Origin of the sequence: Halovenus marina, assembly GCF_051414115.1 — an archaeon.
In the GTDB taxonomy this organism is placed as follows: domain Archaea; phylum Halobacteriota; class Halobacteria; order Halobacteriales; family Haloarculaceae; genus Halovenus; species Halovenus marina.
The window spans coordinates 998280-1016100 of the sequence record NZ_JBLKNZ010000001.1 but is presented as its reverse complement, the minus strand read 5'-3'; the positions used below and the strand labels follow the sequence as shown (position 1 = coordinate 1016100).

At 62.8% G+C, this 17821-nt stretch carries 20 protein-coding genes; 15 read left to right on the top strand and 5 right to left on the bottom strand.

All coding sequences use genetic code 11. The annotated features are described in order from the left end of the window. Positions 1–2 precede the first annotated feature (2 nt). Both ACMGFL_RS05185 and larC read right to left on the bottom strand, forming a co-directional pair. Positions 3–170 carry a hypothetical protein gene (locus ACMGFL_RS05185; protein ID WP_436934471.1) on the bottom strand — a complete coding sequence of 56 codons (168 nt, stop codon included), beginning with the start codon at positions 168–170 and terminating at the stop codon, positions 3–5. 128 nt (positions 171–298) lie between these two features. Further along, positions 299–1696 carry a nickel pincer cofactor biosynthesis protein LarC gene (larC, locus tag ACMGFL_RS05180; RefSeq protein WP_436934470.1) on the bottom strand — a complete coding sequence of 466 codons (1398 nt, stop codon included), beginning with the start codon at positions 1694–1696 and terminating at the stop codon, positions 299–301. 129 nt (positions 1697–1825) lie between these two features. On the opposite strand from larC, the gene ACMGFL_RS05175 reads away from it, so the two are divergent. The 3 genes from ACMGFL_RS05175 (at position 1826) to ACMGFL_RS05165 (ending at position 5043) form a co-directional block, all read left to right on the top strand. Then, positions 1826–3028, top strand: coding sequence for a methionine adenosyltransferase (locus ACMGFL_RS05175; RefSeq protein WP_436934469.1), 1203 nt, complete (start codon positions 1826–1828; stop codon positions 3026–3028). Between the two features lie 64 nt (positions 3029–3092). Continuing rightward, the gene (locus ACMGFL_RS05170) at positions 3093–3947 is read left to right on the top strand and encodes a CbiX/SirB N-terminal domain-containing protein (protein WP_436934468.1); all 855 of its coding nucleotides are present in this window, start codon (positions 3093–3095) and stop codon (positions 3945–3947) included. Beyond that, positions 3940–5043, top strand: coding sequence for a DR2241 family protein (locus tag ACMGFL_RS05165; RefSeq protein ID WP_436934467.1), 1104 nt, complete (start codon positions 3940–3942; stop codon positions 5041–5043). The genes ACMGFL_RS05170 and ACMGFL_RS05165 overlap by 8 nt, the downstream gene beginning before the upstream one ends. Before the next feature lie 8 nt (positions 5044–5051). Here the strand turns inward: ACMGFL_RS05165 and ACMGFL_RS05160 are convergent, their stop codons facing one another. The 3 genes from ACMGFL_RS05160 to ACMGFL_RS05150 form a co-directional block, all read right to left on the bottom strand. Further along, a complete protein-coding gene (locus tag ACMGFL_RS05160) occupies positions 5052–6092 on the bottom strand; it encodes a matrixin family metalloprotease (protein ID WP_436934466.1) in 1041 nt (346 codons plus the stop codon). Between the two features lie 357 nt (positions 6093–6449). Then, entirely contained in the window at positions 6450–7022 is a 573-nt protein-coding gene (locus ACMGFL_RS05155; RefSeq protein WP_436934465.1) for a DsrE/DsrF/DrsH-like family protein, read from the bottom strand. 2 nt (positions 7023–7024) lie between these two features. After that, a complete protein-coding gene (locus ACMGFL_RS05150) occupies positions 7025–7270 on the bottom strand; it encodes a sulfurtransferase TusA family protein (protein ID WP_436934464.1) in 246 nt (81 codons plus the stop codon). Between the two features lie 248 nt (positions 7271–7518). Here ACMGFL_RS05150 and ACMGFL_RS05145 point away from each other — a divergent pair, with 248 nt between their 5' ends. The 12 genes from ACMGFL_RS05145 to ACMGFL_RS05090 all read left to right on the top strand — a co-directional run bounded on the left by ACMGFL_RS05145 (position 7519) and on the right by ACMGFL_RS05090 (position 17804). Then, positions 7519–8712, top strand: a complete 1194-nt coding sequence (locus ACMGFL_RS05145; protein ID WP_436934463.1) for an MBL fold metallo-hydrolase — start codon at positions 7519–7521, stop codon at positions 8710–8712. A gap of 6 nt (positions 8713–8718) precedes the next feature. Further along, entirely contained in the window at positions 8719–9270 is a 552-nt protein-coding gene (locus tag ACMGFL_RS05140) for a YeeE/YedE family protein (RefSeq protein ID WP_436934462.1), read from the top strand. Then, on the top strand, positions 9267–9728 hold the full coding sequence (locus ACMGFL_RS05135; RefSeq protein ID WP_436934461.1) for a YeeE/YedE family protein: 462 nt from the start codon (positions 9267–9269) through the stop codon (positions 9726–9728). The genes ACMGFL_RS05140 and ACMGFL_RS05135 overlap by 4 nt, the downstream gene beginning before the upstream one ends. A gap of 22 nt (positions 9729–9750) precedes the next feature. Continuing rightward, positions 9751–10929, top strand: coding sequence for an inorganic phosphate transporter (locus ACMGFL_RS05130; protein WP_436934460.1), 1179 nt, complete (start codon positions 9751–9753; stop codon positions 10927–10929). 245 nt (positions 10930–11174) lie between these two features. Further along, complete coding sequence (locus ACMGFL_RS05125; protein ID WP_436934459.1) at positions 11175–11324, top strand: DUF7512 family protein; 150 nt, start codon at positions 11175–11177, stop codon at positions 11322–11324. Between the two features lie 2 nt (positions 11325–11326). After that, entirely contained in the window at positions 11327–12364 is a 1038-nt protein-coding gene (locus ACMGFL_RS05120) for a sulfite exporter TauE/SafE family protein (protein WP_436934458.1), read from the top strand. 126 nt (positions 12365–12490) lie between these two features. After that, positions 12491–12895 carry a helix-turn-helix domain-containing protein gene (locus ACMGFL_RS05115; RefSeq protein WP_436934457.1) on the top strand — a complete coding sequence of 135 codons (405 nt, stop codon included), beginning with the start codon at positions 12491–12493 and terminating at the stop codon, positions 12893–12895. A gap of 107 nt (positions 12896–13002) precedes the next feature. Further along, on the top strand, positions 13003–13362 hold the full coding sequence (gene trxA / locus ACMGFL_RS05110; RefSeq protein ID WP_436934456.1) for a thioredoxin: 360 nt from the start codon (positions 13003–13005) through the stop codon (positions 13360–13362). Beyond that, positions 13363–14376, top strand: a complete 1014-nt coding sequence (locus tag ACMGFL_RS05105) for an NAD(P)/FAD-dependent oxidoreductase (protein ID WP_436934455.1) — start codon at positions 13363–13365, stop codon at positions 14374–14376. 62 nt (positions 14377–14438) lie between these two features. Continuing rightward, positions 14439–15494, top strand: a complete 1056-nt coding sequence (locus ACMGFL_RS05100) for a serine hydrolase domain-containing protein (protein WP_436934454.1) — start codon at positions 14439–14441, stop codon at positions 15492–15494. A 69-nt stretch (positions 15495–15563) separates the two neighbouring features. After that, positions 15564–16676 (top strand): mandelate racemase/muconate lactonizing enzyme family protein, encoded by a 1113-nt coding sequence (locus ACMGFL_RS05095; RefSeq protein ID WP_436934453.1) that lies wholly within the window; start codon positions 15564–15566, stop codon positions 16674–16676. A 132-nt stretch (positions 16677–16808) separates the two neighbouring features. After that, positions 16809–17804 carry an LLM class flavin-dependent oxidoreductase gene (locus ACMGFL_RS05090; RefSeq protein ID WP_436934452.1) on the top strand — a complete coding sequence of 332 codons (996 nt, stop codon included), beginning with the start codon at positions 16809–16811 and terminating at the stop codon, positions 17802–17804. Positions 17805–17821 lie beyond the last annotated feature (17 nt).

Below are 17821 nucleotides of genomic sequence, written 5' to 3'. Positions count from 1 at the left end.
CGTCATGGATTTGCCACCTGACAGCTATCTGTCTCTTCGGATTCCCGCGTCGCGCGTTGCTCGTCGGAACGCGACAGTTCGTCCTGCCACGCGCGGTCGATCGCCTCCTTCCAGGAGGTTGCAGCGTCGCTCGTTGGTCTGAGCGAATACTCTGCAGATCTATGGCCCATACGTTTTCGTTGGGGGCTATGCACTAAACCCGAGCCGAAATTCCCACGCTGCGAAAATTACCGTTTCTCGGTTCTGACGGCAGCTATCACGACGGATACCGCCGATGACTGGGCCGAATTTGTGAGGGTCACTCGCCCTCGCGGAACGTCCGCTCCGCCCGGTCGCGCACCGCGCGGGTCGGCTGACCGGTCTGTGCCGCAACCGCCCGGCAGTCGTCGTACTCCGCGCTCACGTCGTAGACTGTCTCGCCCATCTGTGCGACCTTCACGTCGACATCGTAGGTGTCGCCGTCGATGTCGACAGCGACCGTCTCGGTGTGTCGACCCGCGACAAATCGGTGACCGTTGCCGTGTTCTCTGACGCCCAGCGTTCCGGTTTCGAGGGCGAGTTCCCGCGCGACCTGTCGACTGTCTTCGGGAGCGACGACGACCTTTATCAGGTGGCCGGGCCGGGACTTTTTCATCGTCAGCGGCACAATTGAAACGTCGAGTGCGCCAGCCGCCTGCAGCGTCTCCTGCAACCCGCCGAGCACTTCCGGTGTGGCGTCGTCGAGGTGCGTTTCGAGGACAGTGATCGACTCCGCTCTGAGTCCGTCCGTCGCCGTGCCCGAGAGTACGCGAAGGACGTTCGGGTGACGGTCGAACAAGGCAGTTCCGGCCCCGTAGCCGACGGAATCGACATCGAGCGATGGGAGTTCCGCCACGCCTTCGGCAATCTCTGCAAGGATCGCCGCGCCGGTCGGCGTGAGCAGTTCGGCCTCGACGGGGCCGCCCCGTAGCGACCAGTCAGCGCGCTCTGCGAGTTCGACCACGGCGGGGGCTGGAATCGGATAGACGCCGTGGCTCATCTCGACAGTGCCGTCGCCAGCGGCAAGCGGCGTCGTCACCACGCGGTCGGGGTCGAGATCCGAGAGCAACAGACAGACCCCGACGATGTCCGCGATGGCATCGTCCGCGCCAACCTCGTGGAAGTGGGTGTCTTCGATGTCGGTGCCGTGTACGCTCGCTTCGGCCTCCGCGAGCAACCGAAAGATGGCCGTCGCCTGCCGTTCGATCGGCCCCGGAAGTTGCATCGACTCGACTATCTCGATGACCTCGGGAAGACTCCGCGTCGGGCCGGTCCCTTCTGCATGTGTGTGGTCGTGAGAGTGACCGCCCTCGTGCGAGTGGTCGTCGTGGCCATGTGAGTGGTCACCGTGTGCGTAGGAATGGTCGCTGTGGTCGTGTGAGGGTTCCCCGCCAGTATGGTCGTGCGAGTGGTCACCATGGCTGTGGTCGTGCGAGTGCTCATCGGGGTCATCATGACTGTGGTCGTCTGACCCCTCGCCCTCACGCTCGTCAGTTCGAACCACCTCGACGCGCGTGGCGTCGATACCGGCGCGCATCTCCTGCGTCGTCACGTACTGGAGCGAAAGTGCATCCTCGACGGGCGAGAGAACGTTCGGGTCGGCACCGGCCGCAAGAAGCGCGGAAAGCAGCATGTCGCCGCTTGCGCCCATCCGGCCGTCGAATGCAAGCGTTCGCATGCGTGGTAGCAGACGCTGGCGAGTGAATACCCTGTCGACTGTGAGCGCAGTGGCGGAACACACGCTGAGGCAGCAATTGACCACCTCACTCCGTAAGGTATAGACCCAGTGGTTGCGAACGAGAGCCATATGACCGAGCGGAACATCCACGTCCAGCCCGCGTCCGGCCGGGCTGTCGAGGACGAACACGTCGAGATAGTGGAGCGAAAGGGGATCGGCCATCCCGATTCGATCTGTGACGGCGTCGCGGAGGCAGTCTCGCGGGCACTCGCCCAGACTTACCTCGAGCGGTTCGACACTGTCTTGCACTTCAACACCGACGAAACGCAACTCGTCGCTGGCAATGCGGCCCCGGCGTTCGGCGGCGGCGAAGTGCTCGAGCCCATCTACCTGCTCATCGTCGGCCGCGCGACCAAAACCTACGATGGCAAGCGGATCCCGGCCGAGACTGTCGCGCTCGAAACCGCCCGCGAGTACCTCGACGAGACGTTCCCCCACCTCGACATCGGGACCGACGTCATCGTGGATGTTAGCCTCGGGGAGGGGAGCGGCGACCTGCAGACCGTCTTCGGTGAGGAGGGGTCGGTGCCGATGGCAAACGACACCAGCTACGGGGTCGGCCACGCGCCCCACACCGAGACCGAACAGATCGTCTACAACACCGAACGACGGCTCAACGAGGAGTACGCGGTCGACAACCCCGAAGTCGGTCAGGACATCAAAGTGATGGGCAAACGCGAGAACGACCACATCGACGTGACCGTCGCCGTCGCGATGGTCGACAACTACATCGCGGATCTCGACGCCTACAAGGATGCTGTCGAAGGCGTTCGCTCGTACGTGAGCGACCTCGCGAGCGAGTACACGGACAGGGAGGTCACTGTCCACGTCAACACCGCCGACGACTACGACGAGGGGTCGATCTATCTGACGACGACGGGAACGAGCGCCGAGCAGGGCGACGACGGCTCCGTCGGCCGCGGAAATCGAGCGAACGGCCTCATCACGCCCAATCGACCGATGAGCATGGAAGCGACGTCCGGGAAGAATCCGGTCAACCACATCGGCAAGATATACAACCTGCTGAGTACGGAAATCGCCCGCTCGGTCGCCGAGGACGTGGACGGGATCCGCCAGCTACAGGTGCGACTTCTGAGTCAGATCGGGCAACCGATCGACCATCCCCACATCGCCGACGCGAACGTCGTCACCGAATCCGGTGTCGACGTCGAAGACATCCGTGGCGATGTCGAGGCAGCAATCGACGACGAACTCGCAGGCGTGACCGACGTGACGAAACGCGTCATCGACGGCGAGTTGAGCACGTTCTGAAACAAGCGGAGCGTTCTGGTCTCACAGCGAAGACGATAAAGCCCTGACAGCCGTGTCTACGGGTATGCAAGCGCTGCTCGTCGTCGCACACGGCTCACACCTCAACGCCAGTTCGAGCACGCCCACCTACGACCACGCGGACCGGATCCGGGAGCTGGGCATCTTCGACGAGGTGCGTGAGGCGTTCTGGAAGGAGGAGCCGAGTTTCCGCGAGGCGCTGCGGACGCTCGAAGCCGACGAGGTGTACGTCGTGCCGCTGTTCATCAGTGAGGGCTACTTCACCGAACAGGTGATCCCCCGCGAGTTGCGACTCGACGGCTGGGACGTGTCCGACTGGGGGTCGCCGGACGGGACGAGCGCGAGTTACGCCACCTACGAGGCGACGGACGTCGAGAAGACGGTGACCTACTGCGGCCCGGTCGGAACGCACGACTCGATGGCCGAGGTCATCGTCGAGCGCGGCCGGTCGGTCACGGAGGGAGTCGACCTCTCCGAGAGCGGTCTCGCAGTGGTCGGACACGGGACGGAGCGAAACGAAAACTCCGCGAAGGCAATCTACAAGCAGGTCGAGCGGATCCGGAAGCGATCGGTGTTCAGCGAAGTCGAGGCGGTCTTCATGGACGAACCGCCGGAAGTCGACGACGTGACCGACCTGTTCGAGTCGCGGGACATCGTCGTCGTGCCGCTGTTTATTGCCGACGGCTATCACACACAGGAGGACATCCCCGAGGACATGGGACTGACGGCGGACTATCGCGAGGGATATCCCGTCCCCGGCGAGGTCGAAGGTCATCGGATCTGGTACTCCGGCGCGGTTGGAACGGAACCGCGACTGGCAGACGTAATCGTCGAGCGCGCGACTGACGCGGGCGCAGAGAAGTCCCCGAAGGCGCCAATCAACACGAGTGCAGATGACTGATCTGAAGCTATCTGATGCCGTCGTCCAGGACCTGCTCGCGGGGGCCGATGACGGGATCAGCTACGACGGACTCCACGTGCGCCGCGACGAGTCGGGCTACGACCTCGAAACGCCGAGCGTGAATCAGTCTGGGCTCTCGACCGAAGCACTCCGGGAGGTAATCGCGGACGCCCTCCCGTGGGTTCTGAACTGGCATTTCTACACGTACGGGGCCGACACGAGCGACGACGCTCGCCTCGCCTTTCTCCACTGGGTCGAACGGGCGTCAGCGTACGACGTCCGAGAGCGCATGGAACGCCTCAGGGAGAGCACAGAACAGAACGAGCGCGAGTGGGGTGAAGTGTTGATCCGCGCTCGGGCCGACGAGTTCGGACAGCGGCGATACGAACTCAGAAACGCGGCGGACGCCGATGCAGACACCGAGACGCTCGAGCGCTACGACGACCCGCTTCGGGCCAGACAGCTCGTCAAACACGACGACGATGGTCGATATCGACCGCTCAAGACGGCCCCGACGCTCCCGACTGGCTGGGTCTATCCGGACATGACGGCCGAGGAACTCATCGAGGTGGTCGGGTTCGTCTATCCCGCGACGATCGAAAACTGGCATCGCGAACAGACGGGGAAACTGGACGTGACACACTGGCGGGAAGCAGCAGCACGACAGACGGGCATCTACGACCTCGTCGAAGAACTCCCGCGGGAGGCCCTCGACTGGGTGACGGAGGCGTGCTGTGTGGACAGCCAGTGTCTCAAGCGCCGTCGGTGGGAGTACGACGAGGACGAGGCGATAGCAACCGACCCGGGCGAGGGGGAGTTTCCCTGCCGGGAGCCGTGTTCGCTGGTGAACGCGGCGGCGCGAAAGTGGACCGTGCTGGAATCCGAATCGACACGCGAGTTCACCTTCGAGCTCACGCTCTCGGAGAAAAACCAGATCGAAGCGATCATCGACGCCGTGGCCGAGGGGCGGGTAGATGAGATACGCGAGGCTGACCTCGACGACGGCGCGAACCGCTATCGTGCGCGGTATCTGCGAGCGAAGCTATTCGAGGACGGGTCGCTTCCGTCCGAGGATGGGTCGCCAGACGAGACGTAACACCACAATCAGCTATCGCCGCCCTCGACACCCCCTTCGATTACGTCCTCGTCGCGGTCGAAACCCCTGACGAGTCCGAGCGAAACCGCGACAGTCCGCAGTTCAGGGGAAGGTAAATCGCTAAATGTCGCGATGTCCTCGTTCGCTCGCTGGCGAAGTGTGTCCGCCCGTGCTGGGTCGTCCTCGATGACCGCGGTGCTCGCATCGACCATGTGTGTGGCAAACGACACGGCCGTCTCCATGCGCGACCGGAGATGGCCGAGCGTTTCTCTGAGACGGGGCAAGTCGACGGTTTCGAGGCTGGAATTGTTCTCGAATTCCGCGGTCTGTTCGGTGCTCGTCGCGAACTGCCTATTGGCCTGTCGAAAGTCCGCACGCGCCGCCTCGAAGCGAGTTCGGGCACGCTCGTACTCGCGCTCGTTCCAGCTATCGACTCCCGCTCGAAAGGCATCGAGGCCGGAACTGGCCAGTTCGCTCGCGTCGAGAACGCGCTCCCAGATAGCGATCCGAACCTCGTACAGCGGGATGCGGTCTTCGGGGCGGTTGGACATGATCTCGCGGGGTTCGTCGTCGTGACTGAGACCGAGAACGTGCCCAATTTCGTGTTTTGTCGTGGTACGAATCTGACCAAAGGGGCGGTCGGCGGCGACGACGTAGGCGACGACCGGATCCGGCGCGACATCGCCGGGTTCGATCAGCGGCGCACAGCCGAGTACCTCCGCACTGTACCCCTCGACCGACTCACAACCGGAAGGGTTGTCACGATACGTGATCACGAACGGGGCGTCCTCGGCGTCGGTGAGATCGAACGCGACCGTGAATCCAGCGTATCGCTGGCTCTCCGTCTCCCAAAATTGGAGCGCTTCACGGGCGTTCTGTGCAACGTCGTGGTCGGTCGTGCTCTCGTCGTCGACGCGAACGGGAACGGTCTCGCCCGCGAACGGATGGCCGTCGTCCGTCGAGTCGAACAGTGAGTCACTGGCCAGACAGCCAGCCGTGGCTGCCAGCGTACACGACCCGCCGAGTGCCAGAAACGCCCGCCGTCGCATAGACAGATCCAGCGGCTAGTCCGGTATATGTCTGCTGTCTCTCTCAGAAGTAGTCGGCTCTGAACGCAACGCTGTCGCTATCGAATGAGCAGCGCCAAAAACGGTGGGGGAAAGTAGATTGGGGGTGGGGGTTGAGGGTGGGGGGGTACCGGCACCAAACTGGTGCCGTAGTGTGTTGTACTTTTGCCCGTAGTATATACCTTTTGGTATCAGAATTAATTTTGAGACTAGCAGAAATGCTAGCACGGGGCATATATCAGGACAATAGGCGTCCACCGGAGAGTCGTCGCCGCCGAGTTCGGGGTACAGTCGAACAGTCCTGGGATCAGATATCGTCGGACAGCGTACGCCGACAGGTCAGATAAGGAGTTGAATGTCCGCCTCGGCCAGGTCCTGAATCGCCGTCGCTGCGCCGACACCGGTCGTGACGCCGTCGTAGAAGTCCGCTTCGTCGTACCCCATCAACTCGATTGTCATCTGGCAGGCCTGAAACTCCACGCCCATGTCGAGGCTGGTCTCGATGAGTTCCTCGATGGTCGCCGTGTCGTTGTCGTCGATTTTCCGCTCCATCAGCTTCGTCGTCATCCGGTCCATGCCGGGGAGCGCGCCGACGACGTTCGGAACGGGCATATTGGGGTTGCCGACGGAGCTAAGCTTGAGATTCGTCGAGCGCTCTTCGTGGAGGATATCAAGCCCCCAGAACGTGTGAAAGACGGTAACCTCGTAGCCGAATGCGGCCGCCGTGCTCGCGAGAATCAGCGGCGGGTACGCCATGTCGAGTGTCCCTTTCGTCGCGATGATGCTCATCTTCTTCGTGTCGTCCTCGGACGTAGCGTCGGCGAGCGCGGTTTCGAGTTCCTCGACGCGTGCCGCGAGTTCCGCACGCGAGGGCGCGTCATCTGTCGACGCGCCTGGTGTGTCCGTGCTCATTATCACTCCGTCTTCCGCACGTAGTGTCTGTACACGTCACTCTCTTCCGTCTGGTCGACGAGTTCGACGCCATCCGTGCCTGCCGCCCAGCCATCGATGTCACTCATACTCCCTGGGTCGGTCGCGAGCACCTCGAGCACCTCACCAGCGTCGAGGTCGTCGATGGTGGTTTTCGTCTTCACGACCGGCATCGGACACGATGCACCCTTCACGTCGAGCGTTTCTGCAATATCGAAGTCTGCACTCATGGATTATCTGCTCCGTTGTCTTGTATTGGAGCTATCACACAATACCGCATAGGCCGTTAAAAGATTGTTGATTCTTGTGCCGCCTACAAACGACTGGAGCGCACACAGTACCCGAGAAGTGTATTTCCTACCGGTAACACACGCGATTAGCTCTCGAAGCGGATATTTTGGAGTTGCTGTATTGTGTTATTAGTACACTACTATGCAAACGCTTTAGTACATCCGTCCGGTAGACTGGAGTGTATCATATGAACGCAGAGGACTTTCCGACGCCGGATGTTGCAGTTGCGACAATCGAACCGGAGACACTGAAAGAGCGCATCGACGCCGGAGAAGCGGTCACCCTGCTCGACGCGCGGATGGAGTCAGACTACGAGGAGTGGCGAATCGACGGCGAGAACGTCACGTCGATCAACGTCCCGTACTTCGAGTTTCTCGAAGACGACATCGACCAGGACGTGTTCGAGCGCATCCCAGAGAACCGCGACGTGACGGTGCTCTGTGCCAAAGGCGGCGCAAGCGAGTACGTCGCGGGACGGCTCGTCGAGCACGGCTACGACGTCAATCACCTCGAAGACGGCATGAACGGCTGGGCGAGCATCTACGAGGCCGTCGAAGTGACGGGGTACGACGGCCCCGGTACGCTCCTCCAGTATCAACGCCCCTCCTCTGGCTGTCTCGGCTATCTCGTCTACGACGACGACGAAGCCGCCGTGATCGACCCACTACGCGCGTTCACCGACCGGTACCTCGACGACGCCGACGAACTCGGGGTCGACCTGACATACGCCATCGACACGCACATTCACGCAGACCACATCTCGGGCGTGCGCGCACTCGACGAGCGCGGCGTCGAGGGAGTCATCCCCGAGCGCGCAGTCGACCGCGGTGTCACGTACGCCGACGAGTTGACGACGGCGTCAGACGGCGACACCTTCGCGGTCGGCGACACAACGGTCGAGACAGTCGCGACGCCCGGTCATACGACTGGAATGACCTCGTATCTCGTCGGTGAAAGTCTCCTTGCGACCGGTGACGGGCTGTTCGTCGAGAGCGTCGCGCGACCCGACCTGGAGGAAGGCGACGAGGGTGCACCCGACGCGGCCCGCATGCTCTACGAGTCTCTGCAAGAGCGCGTATTGGGTCTTCCCGACGACACGCTCATCGGCGGCGCACACTTCAGTGACGCGGCCGTGCCCGCCGAGGACGGCACCTACACTGCTTCGCTCGGGAGGCTCGTCGACGAGATGGACGCGCTCACGATGGACGAGGACGCGTTCGTCGACCTGATCCTCTCGGATATGCCGCCCCGTCCTGCCAACTACGAGGCGATCATCGCGACGAATCTCGGGCAGAACGCCGTCGACGACGAGGAGGCGTTCACGCTCGAACTCGGGCCGAACAACTGCGCGGCGAGTCAGCAGTCGCTCGCGGGTGACTGAGACACCATGGTTGAACACGTCCCACTGCTGGCCGCCGACCTGTTTCCAAACGGGATCAGCAGATACGCGGTCGGCGGCCTGCTCGTGGGTCTCGGCGTCCTCGTCATCTACGCCGGAACGGGAATCGCGGCCGGTGCGAGCACGTTCCTCGAATCGACGCTGTCGTACGCCTCGGACCAGTCGCGATTTCAGCGCTACGTCGCGTCCCGTGACTGGCGGGTCGTGTTTACGCTCGGCATCGTCCTCGGCGCGACGGTGTTCGCAGCGACGGTGCAGTCCGGGCTGATCACGACTACACTCTACGAACCTGGCGCGACCGGGAGTCTGTACGATGTCGGCGGCGTGACGCTGTGGTCGACGGACGTCCAGCCCTGGCGGCTGTTTCTGGGCGGGATTCTCGTCGGGATCGGTACCCGGATCGGCAAGGGCTGTACGTCCGGTCACGGGGTCTGTGGCGTCGGGTCGGCGTCACGAACGTCGCTGGTCGGAGTCGTGACCTTCCTGCTCGTCGCAATCGCGACCGCACAGATCGTCGCCGGACTGGGGGTAAGCCCATGACGGAGCAGCGCCATCCCCTGTTCAAGCCGCTGATATTCGTCGGCGGCCTGATCTTCGGCTTCGGTCTCGCCTTCAGCCACATGGCGCGTCCGGAGGTCGTACTGGATTTCCTCCAGTTCGAGGATCTGGGACTTCCCTTCGTCATGTTCGGCGCGGCAATCGTCTCCGGGATCGGCTTCGCCCTGATACCCAGACTCCGCGGTACGGCACCGCTGACCGGCAACCGCTACGAGCGTCGCCTGAAATCCTTCGACCGAAACGTCCTCATCGGCGGCAGCATCTTCGGCGTCGGCTGGGGGCTCTCGGGCATCTGTCCCGGTGCCGCCTACGCGAGTCTCGGCGTCGGGAACGTCACCATCCTCTGGGCGCTGGCCGGGATGTTCCTCGGCGCGTACGCACAGGGGTACTGGCGGAGTCACCAAACTGAGACGTCCTCGAACCCGACCACCGCAGACTGACTGAGCAGTACACTACTTGTTCATGAGTCTCTCAACACTGGGATTGTTCGTAGTCGCCGGACTCGCGAGTCTGTTCATGGCGTGGGTCATCGGAGCGGGGTCGAGCGGTGCGACGCCCTTCGCTCCGGCAGTTGGAGCAAACGCGATTTCGACGCTCCGGGCGGCGCTCGTCGTCGGGCTGTTGGGATTTGCCGGTGCCGTCGTCCAGGGAGCGAACGTCTCTGAGGCGGTCGGCCGTGGCCTCGTCGGTGGTGTCAGCCTCCCGGCGACAGGTGTCATTCTCGTTTTGCTGATCGGCGCGTCGCTGATGGCAATCGGAATCAAGACAGGGTATCCGATCGCGACGGCGTTCACCGTGACTGGATCCGTCGTCGGTGTTGGTCTCGCACTCGGCGGAGATCCGGTCTGGCCGAAGTATCTGCAGATCGGTTTCGTCTGGGTGTTGACGCCCATCGTCGGCGGCGGCCTCGGGTACGGCATCGCGCGCGTGCTCCCGCGGGCCGACGTGCCCGAACGATACAGCGTGCCCGCCCTCGCTGCGCTAGTCGGCATCGTCCTCGCGAACGTCGACTTCGCGTATCTCGGCCCAGGCAGGACGGCCGGGTCGCTTGTCGATCTGAGCCAGCAGGCACTTCCCATCGGAGCGGTTGCCGCGGCCGTCGCAATCTCGCTGTCTGTCGCGCTATCGGTCGCGGCTCTCGTCTCGTGGGACATCCGTCGTGATCTGTCCGGCGGCCTTCGGCGATTTCTGCTCGCCATGGGTTCGCTGGTCGCCTTTTCCGCGGGTGGAAGCCAGGTCGGCCTCGCCGTCGGACCGTTGCTCCCGCTCTTTGCCGAGGAGGGGATCGTTCCAGTCAGCGCCATCCTCGTCGGCGGCGGGTTCGGTATCCTCGTCGGGTCCTGGACCGGCGCACCCCGAATGATCAAGTCACTGGCGCAGGACTACTCCTCGCTCGGCCCGCGGCGGTCGATTGCCGCGCTCGTGCCGTCCTTTCTCATCGCCCAATTTGCCGTATTGCTCGGCGTCCCAGTTTCGTTCAACGAAATCGTCGTCAGCGGGATCATCGGAAGCGGCGTCGCTGTTGGCGGACGGGGCGCAATCGATGCGGAGAAGATCATCCGAACAGTCGGTGCCTGGGCCGGGTCGCTGCTGCTCGCGCTCGCGCTCGGATACGGTATTGTCGTCGCGCTGGGCGCGTAGTACCTGGCCGGGCGTCGTCGGACCTTGACCACTGGGACAGTACAACAGCTCTGAACGGGACCGGTTTCTCGCCCGATAAGTTATCTGTTGCATACGTGACGCCACCTCGTCGTTATGCGAATATAGTATTGTGCGATTAGTTCAAAACTGTTTTTACCCCCTAACGGCTAGAGTGAACTGCGAGAGAATTGCACAATATAGTATGATGCGCACAATCAAAATCAGCGGAGAACAGGTGACACACGATGTTCGGACTTGAGACGCTTGACGGATGGGCACAGGCAGCAGCAGTCATGGGTATCGTACTGGTCGAGGCCATCGCTCTGTACGTCGGATATGGAGCGCTCGAACGCCTGCTCGGGCCGACGATCACAAACGCGATCCGGGGGGACTAACGATGGAGGTGTTTGGAGCGGCTCTGACCCTGCTCGTGATGTTCGCCGGGTTCGGCCTCCTGATCGGACTCCTGTTTGGCTTTTTCGGCATGGGCGGGTCCTTCCTCGTCACGCCAGCACTGATGGTGATGGGCTATCGGACCGACGTCGCCGTCGCCTCCGGACTCGCCTTCGTCTTCGGGACGTCCGTGATTGCGACGCTCAAGCACCGGGATCTGGGACAGGTCGATTACAAACTCGGGGTGTTGATGATCGCCGGAACGACGGCGGGCATCGAAGTCGGCAAACAGGGACTCCACTTCCTGCAGAACCTTGGCGTCGCCGATACGGTCGTGAGTGTCGCGTACGTCGCCCTGCTTGGCGGTATCGGGGTGTTCATCACCCGAACGGCACTCAAAGGGGACGGCGACAGCGGCATCGACCACGACGTCGACGGCGATGCAGAGCTAGACGACGAAGATATCCCCGAGATAGCCAAGACGATTCAGTCCTACGACGTTCCACCGATGATGACACTGCGGGGCGGCGTGCAAGTCTCGCTGTGGATGATCCTCGTCGTCGCGTTCACTACAGGACTACTGTCTGGCTTCCTCGGCGTCGGCGGCGGCTTCATTCGGATGCCCGCGCTGTTCTATCTCATCGGCGTCCCCGTTCCGGTCGCCGTCGGCACCGATCTGTTCGAGATTGTCTTCTCCGGCGGGATCGGCAGTTTCCTCTACGCACTCGACGGTGCAGTCGACCTGGTCATCGTCGTCCCACTCCTGACCGGGAGCGCGCTCGGCGCAAGAGTCGGCGCTGCAGCGACGGGCATCGTCGACGAGGAGGATATCAAGGTGTACTTCGGAGTGATGCTCCTGCTCGGAGCGGTCGCTGTCGCCGTGCGCAAAGTCGGCGGCGTGGTCGAGATGCCGGTCCTCGATGTCGTGGCGCTCGTCATCATTCTGGGCGCGGCGCTGCTCGTCAGCGGCGCCGTCGTCTACAGTTCTGTCCGGGAACTGCGAATGACGTCCACAGAGAGCGAACCAGTCACCGCAGATTGACGGTCGAGCGAGATTTTGGCTACCGCTCTCCACACAGCGACGTTTTGCGCACCGCTCTCCGGACGGGATTGTACGATCCATACACAAATCTTTTGGCAGCAGAGCACGTAGTTCGGGCTGAAACAGATGCCCGATTCGATGTCAGAACAGCTCCAGCGGGATATGGTCTGTGAAGGCCTTCTGGAATGCTTTCACGGCCTCAAAAAGCTGGACAGGGAGATTTTCGAAACGCTGGTGAACGCCGACGAACCGCTCACCGTCGACGAGATAGCGGAGGCCGTCGACCGTGAACGGTCGACCGCATATCGTGCCGTCCAGCGCCTTCTCAAATCCGGATTCATCCAGAAAGAGCAGGTCAACTACGACCAGGGTGGGTACTACCACGTTTATCGCCCCACAGATCCCTCGAAGATTGCAGACGACATGCAGCGACTCCTCAACGACTGGTACGCCAAGATGGGGCAGCTCATCCAGGAGTTCGAGACGAAATACGACGAACAGAACGCGACGGCACAGTCGGTCGAAAGCTAACGCCAGCCTGTGTTTCCGCGCAATCGTGAGCGACTATCTCGTCTGAGAACTAATATTGTGTAGAAAACACAAAACTCTTAACTACTATCGGGCCGTACGAAGTAGTGATGACAGTTGAAACAGCAACAGACGAGGGGACAGAGACGCCAAGTGAGCCGGTAGCCGTGGAGGGATCGGAGCAACTCGACGACGCCGTCGCCGAGTACGACGTGGTTCTCGCCGACTTCTACGCCGACTGGTGTGGTCCCTGCAAGATGATCGAGCCAGTCGTCGAATCTATCGCGGCCGAGACTGATGCCGTGGTCGCGAAAGTCGACGTCGACGTGAATCAGCAACTCGCGGCCGGATACGGCGTTCGTGGCGTCCCGACGCTCGTACTGTTTGCGGGCGGCGAGCAGGTCGAGAAAGTCGTCGGGGTGCAGGGCGAAGACCAGCTTCGAGCGCTCGTGGAGCGCTACACCGAATAGATGCAGGATCGGAATCTCGTTATCGCTGGCTCCGGTGTCGCCGGACTGTCGGCTGCCGTATACGCGGCCCGCGCTGACCTCGACCCGCTCGTTCTGGAAGGTGACGAACCCGGCGGCCAACTGACGCTCACGACCGACGTGGAGAACTATCTCGGCTTTCCCGAGGGGGTCGGCGGCACGGAACTGGTCCAGCGCGGCAAAGCGCAGGCCCGACAGTTCGGTGCGACGTTCCAGCGCGGCAGTATCGAGTCGGTGGAGCTGGGACAGACACACAAGACGCTCTCACTCTCGACGGGTGAGCAGATCCGCACCGCTGCACTGATCGTCGCGACTGGGGCCAGCGCCCGATGGGTCGGTGCCGAGAACGAAGCCGAGTTGATGGGCTACGGCGTCTCGACGTGTGCGACCTGTGACGGGGCGTTCCACCGCGGCGACGACGTACTCGTCGTCGGGGGCGGTGACAGCGCCATGGAGGAGGCGCTCTTTCTCGCGAAGTTCGCCGACAGCGTAACTGTCGTCCACCGTCGAGAGGAACTTCGTGCGTCTGAGATCATGGCTGCTCGCGTTCGCGACCTCGAGGACATCTCCATTCGCTGGAACACGGAACTGCAGACGATCCACGGGTCACAAGACGAGGGCGTGACCGGTGCGACACTCGTCTCCCACCCGGACGGCCATCCAACCGAAAAGGCGGCCGAGTCCGTCGCGAGCGAGCGTGTCGACGTCGGCGGCGTCTTCTACGGCATCGGACACACGCCCAACACCGGCTTTCTCGACGGGACTGCCGTTGCCCGCGACGAGGACGGATACGTCCGAACAGAGACCGACGAGACGGGCCGAGTGACGACCGAAACGACGGTCGAGGGCGTCTTCGCCGCTGGCGACGTCGCCGACCCCACCTATCGACAGGCGATCACCGCCGCAGGAACTGGAAGCATGGCTGCGCTGGATGCCGAAGCGTATCTCGACACGCTGGACCAGACAGAGCGACTGGCCGAGGACGCCCCAGCCTGAGCAGGTTCGAGTATCCGACTCTATCGGCAGGCCTACGGTCGCAGGGTCCGAAGCCCCGATAGATGACCGCCGAGCGACTGCATGGTCTGCTCGAAGCAGGACACAGCGAGGGGTTGTATCCGGGTGCAATCGCCCGCATCGGTGGCCCGTCAATCGAGACTGTCAGCGCAACTGTCGGGACACACGAACCCGACGGCGAGCGCCCGATCACTCCCGAGACGCGCTTCGATCTCGCCTCTCTGACCAAGCCGGTAGTCACGACCACGCTCGTCTTTCGACTGCTCGAATCCGAACGACTCAGCCTCGACGAGACTCTCGGCACCTATCTTCCAGACCTCGACGGCACTTCACGCGGTGCAATCCCGATCCATACGCTGTTGACACACACCTCGGGACTGCGCGCGTACGCCTACGATCCTGATTGGGAATGTCGAGACGATGTACTTGCGGGCCTGAGCGAGCGCGAGTTGTGTGTTCGAGAACCGGGCGAGACGTTCGAGTATAGCTGTCTCAACTTCCTGCATCTCCGCGAACTGGTCGCCCGAATCGTCGACGAGTCAATCGAGACAGCCGTACAAGAGCAGTTGTTCGATCCCGTCGGAATGTCCGATGCAGCGGTCGGGGACGTCGATCCCGAGTCTGTACCAGTGGCGACCACTTACGAACACGAGCACGCCGACCGGCAACTTCGCGGGACGACACACGACCCCCTCGCGCGAGCGATGGGCGGGTTCGGCGGCAACGCCGGGCTCTTCGGAACGGTCGAGGACGTCGCCCGCTTTGCGGAGATGATCCTCGCGGACGGGCGCGCTCCCGAGAGCGACGCGTGGGTCCTCTCTCCGGCGTCGGTTCGCTCGTTTCCCGTCGAGCGCGAACGAGGCGAGGACGTCTCGCAGGGCTACGGCTGGCGACTCCGGGTCGACCGGACGCCGTCGCCGCTCTGGTCAGCAGAGACGATCGGTCACACCGGATTCACGGGCACGTCGCTGTGGGTCGATCTGGACGCCGAGTGCTACGCACTCTTGCTGACCAACGCCGTCCACAGTCCGGATAGCGACCTCGATGCGTTCCGACAGCGGTTTCACTCGCTGAGTGCCGCGCTCGCGACCACGGGCTGAGCGGGGCGGATGGACCAGCGGGCGACTCGGGCGACACGATTATTACCGGCCCGACGCCATCCCGACGTAATGCCCGTACAGACTGTCGAGGCTATCCCCGTCGAGGTTCCCGTCGCACCGCTGGAAGAAGGAGGACTCGCACCCTACAGCAGCAACCACGACAACGTCGAAACGGTCGACCGAACGCTCGTCCGGATCGAAACCGACGACGGCACCACAGGCTGGGGGGAGATGCTCACTGCGATGCAGTCGCCGAGTGTCACCGCGGCGGTCATCGAGGACGTGATCGCACCGGAACTGGTCGGGATGGGACTCGACGAACTCCGGGAGTTTACCGACTCGTTTTACTATCCATACGTGAAGACCCGCCCGTTTCTGGGTGCCGTCGAGACGGCGCTGTGGGACGCACTCGGGAAGCGCCGGAACGCATCAGTCTCGGAGCTACTCGGCGGCGGCGTCTGCGACAGCGTCGAGGTGGCCTACTGTCTCGGGATGCTCTCGCTCGAAGAGTCACGAACCTACGCCAGGCGCGCGGTCGAAAACGGGTTCAGCGTCCTCAAGACGAAGGCCGGACCGGACTGGGAACACGACGTCGAGCGCATCAAGGCGATGCACGACGCGACCGACGGGGCGTTGCAGTTCCGGATCGACCCCAATCAGGGCTGGGCCTTCGAGGAGGCAGTTCGCGCGGGTGCGACACTCGAAGACGCGGGGATCTACCTCCAGTATCTCGAACAGCCCTGTCGCATCGACAGCTTCGGCACCTACGAGCGACTCCGCGAACGGCTTCGCCAGCCAATCGCCGTCAACGAGGACACCTACTTCCCGCGGAATCTCTACTACATCTGTGAGCGGTCGGCCGCCGACGTGGCCTGTGTCGACCTGGTTCCGGCTGGCGGCCTGACCGCCGTCAGAGACCAGATTGCCGTCGCGAGCGAGGCCGGACTCTCCGTCAGCCACCACAACGGCTTCGATCTGGGCATCAAACAGGCCGCCGTGTTGCACCTCTACGCGAGTACGCCCGCGCTGAATCTCCCCCCGGATTCGGTCTACTACGGCTGGGCGGACCACATCCTGACCGACCCGCTCGAAGTCGCCGACGGAAGTATCGACGTTCCCGACGGTCCCGGACTCGGCGTCGACGTCGACCCACAGCAGGTCGAGAAATATCGTATTGGTTAATATTTTCTGTGATCTGCTCCTGTCTGTCTCCGTGAGGGAGTCCGCAGTCTATCGGTCAGAAACAAGGGACGGGACTGTCAACGATCACGGCTATCCCCCAACATATTACTTCCGTAGGCACTCACTCAGCGTATGGCTATCGAGTGGCATTACAACGTCGCGGGCTGTTTTCGGTCGCCGATGGAGGACATCGAACTCGCCGAGTACGCGGTCGATACCGGGTTCGAGGGCGTCTGGATCGGGGACCACTTCGTCCCGTGGCTGGACAATCGCCCCTACACGCATCACATCCTGCCCTGGATGGGCGCACTCATGGAACGCGTCCCCGACGTGACGGTCGGCACCTGCGTGAGTTGTCCGACGGTCCGGTATCATCCACCGGTGCTCGCACAGGCGCTCGCGACGCTCGACAACATGTACCCCGGTCGTCTGGAGTTCGGCGTCGGTACCGGCGAGGCGCTCAACGAGGCGCGGTTCTACGACGGCGAGTGGCCCGACTGGGGGACGCTCGCGGGCATGCTCATCGAGGCGCTCGGCCTGATGGACAAGTGCTGGGAGCGCGAGGAGTACTTCTCACACGACGGGGAGTACTACCAGTACGACGACCTGAAGCTATACACCAAGCCCGACTCGTCCATCCCGCTGTCCTGGGCGGCGTGGGGGCCACAGTCTGCGAATCTCGCGGGCAAGTACGCGGGCAACCTGATCACTGCCGGTGACGCCGACCTCGTCGAGAACACGCTGAACGACGCCTTCACCGACGGCCTCGACGACCATCGACGCGACCTGACGCCAGCGGGGACGGTGTCGGCACAGCTCTCGGCCCACATCGGTGACCCGGACGAACTCGTCGCACAGCTCAGAGAGCGCGGAGAGTACACCCCTCACGAGGAACTCGACACCGCCGACCCCCGGGAGATACAGGACATCGCGAACGACCACCTGACAGATGTGTCCGACGAGGAACTCAAAGAATTGAACAACGTCACCGACGATGCGACCGACCTCGTCCCGACGGTGCGGCGACTCGCGGAGGCCGGTGTCGACCGGATCATCCTCGTCTCGAAGGTCGGCGATCCGCGAGAGACAATCGACGCCATCCAAGCGGACGTGATGGGCGAGATATAGAGACAACAAGCGAGCGT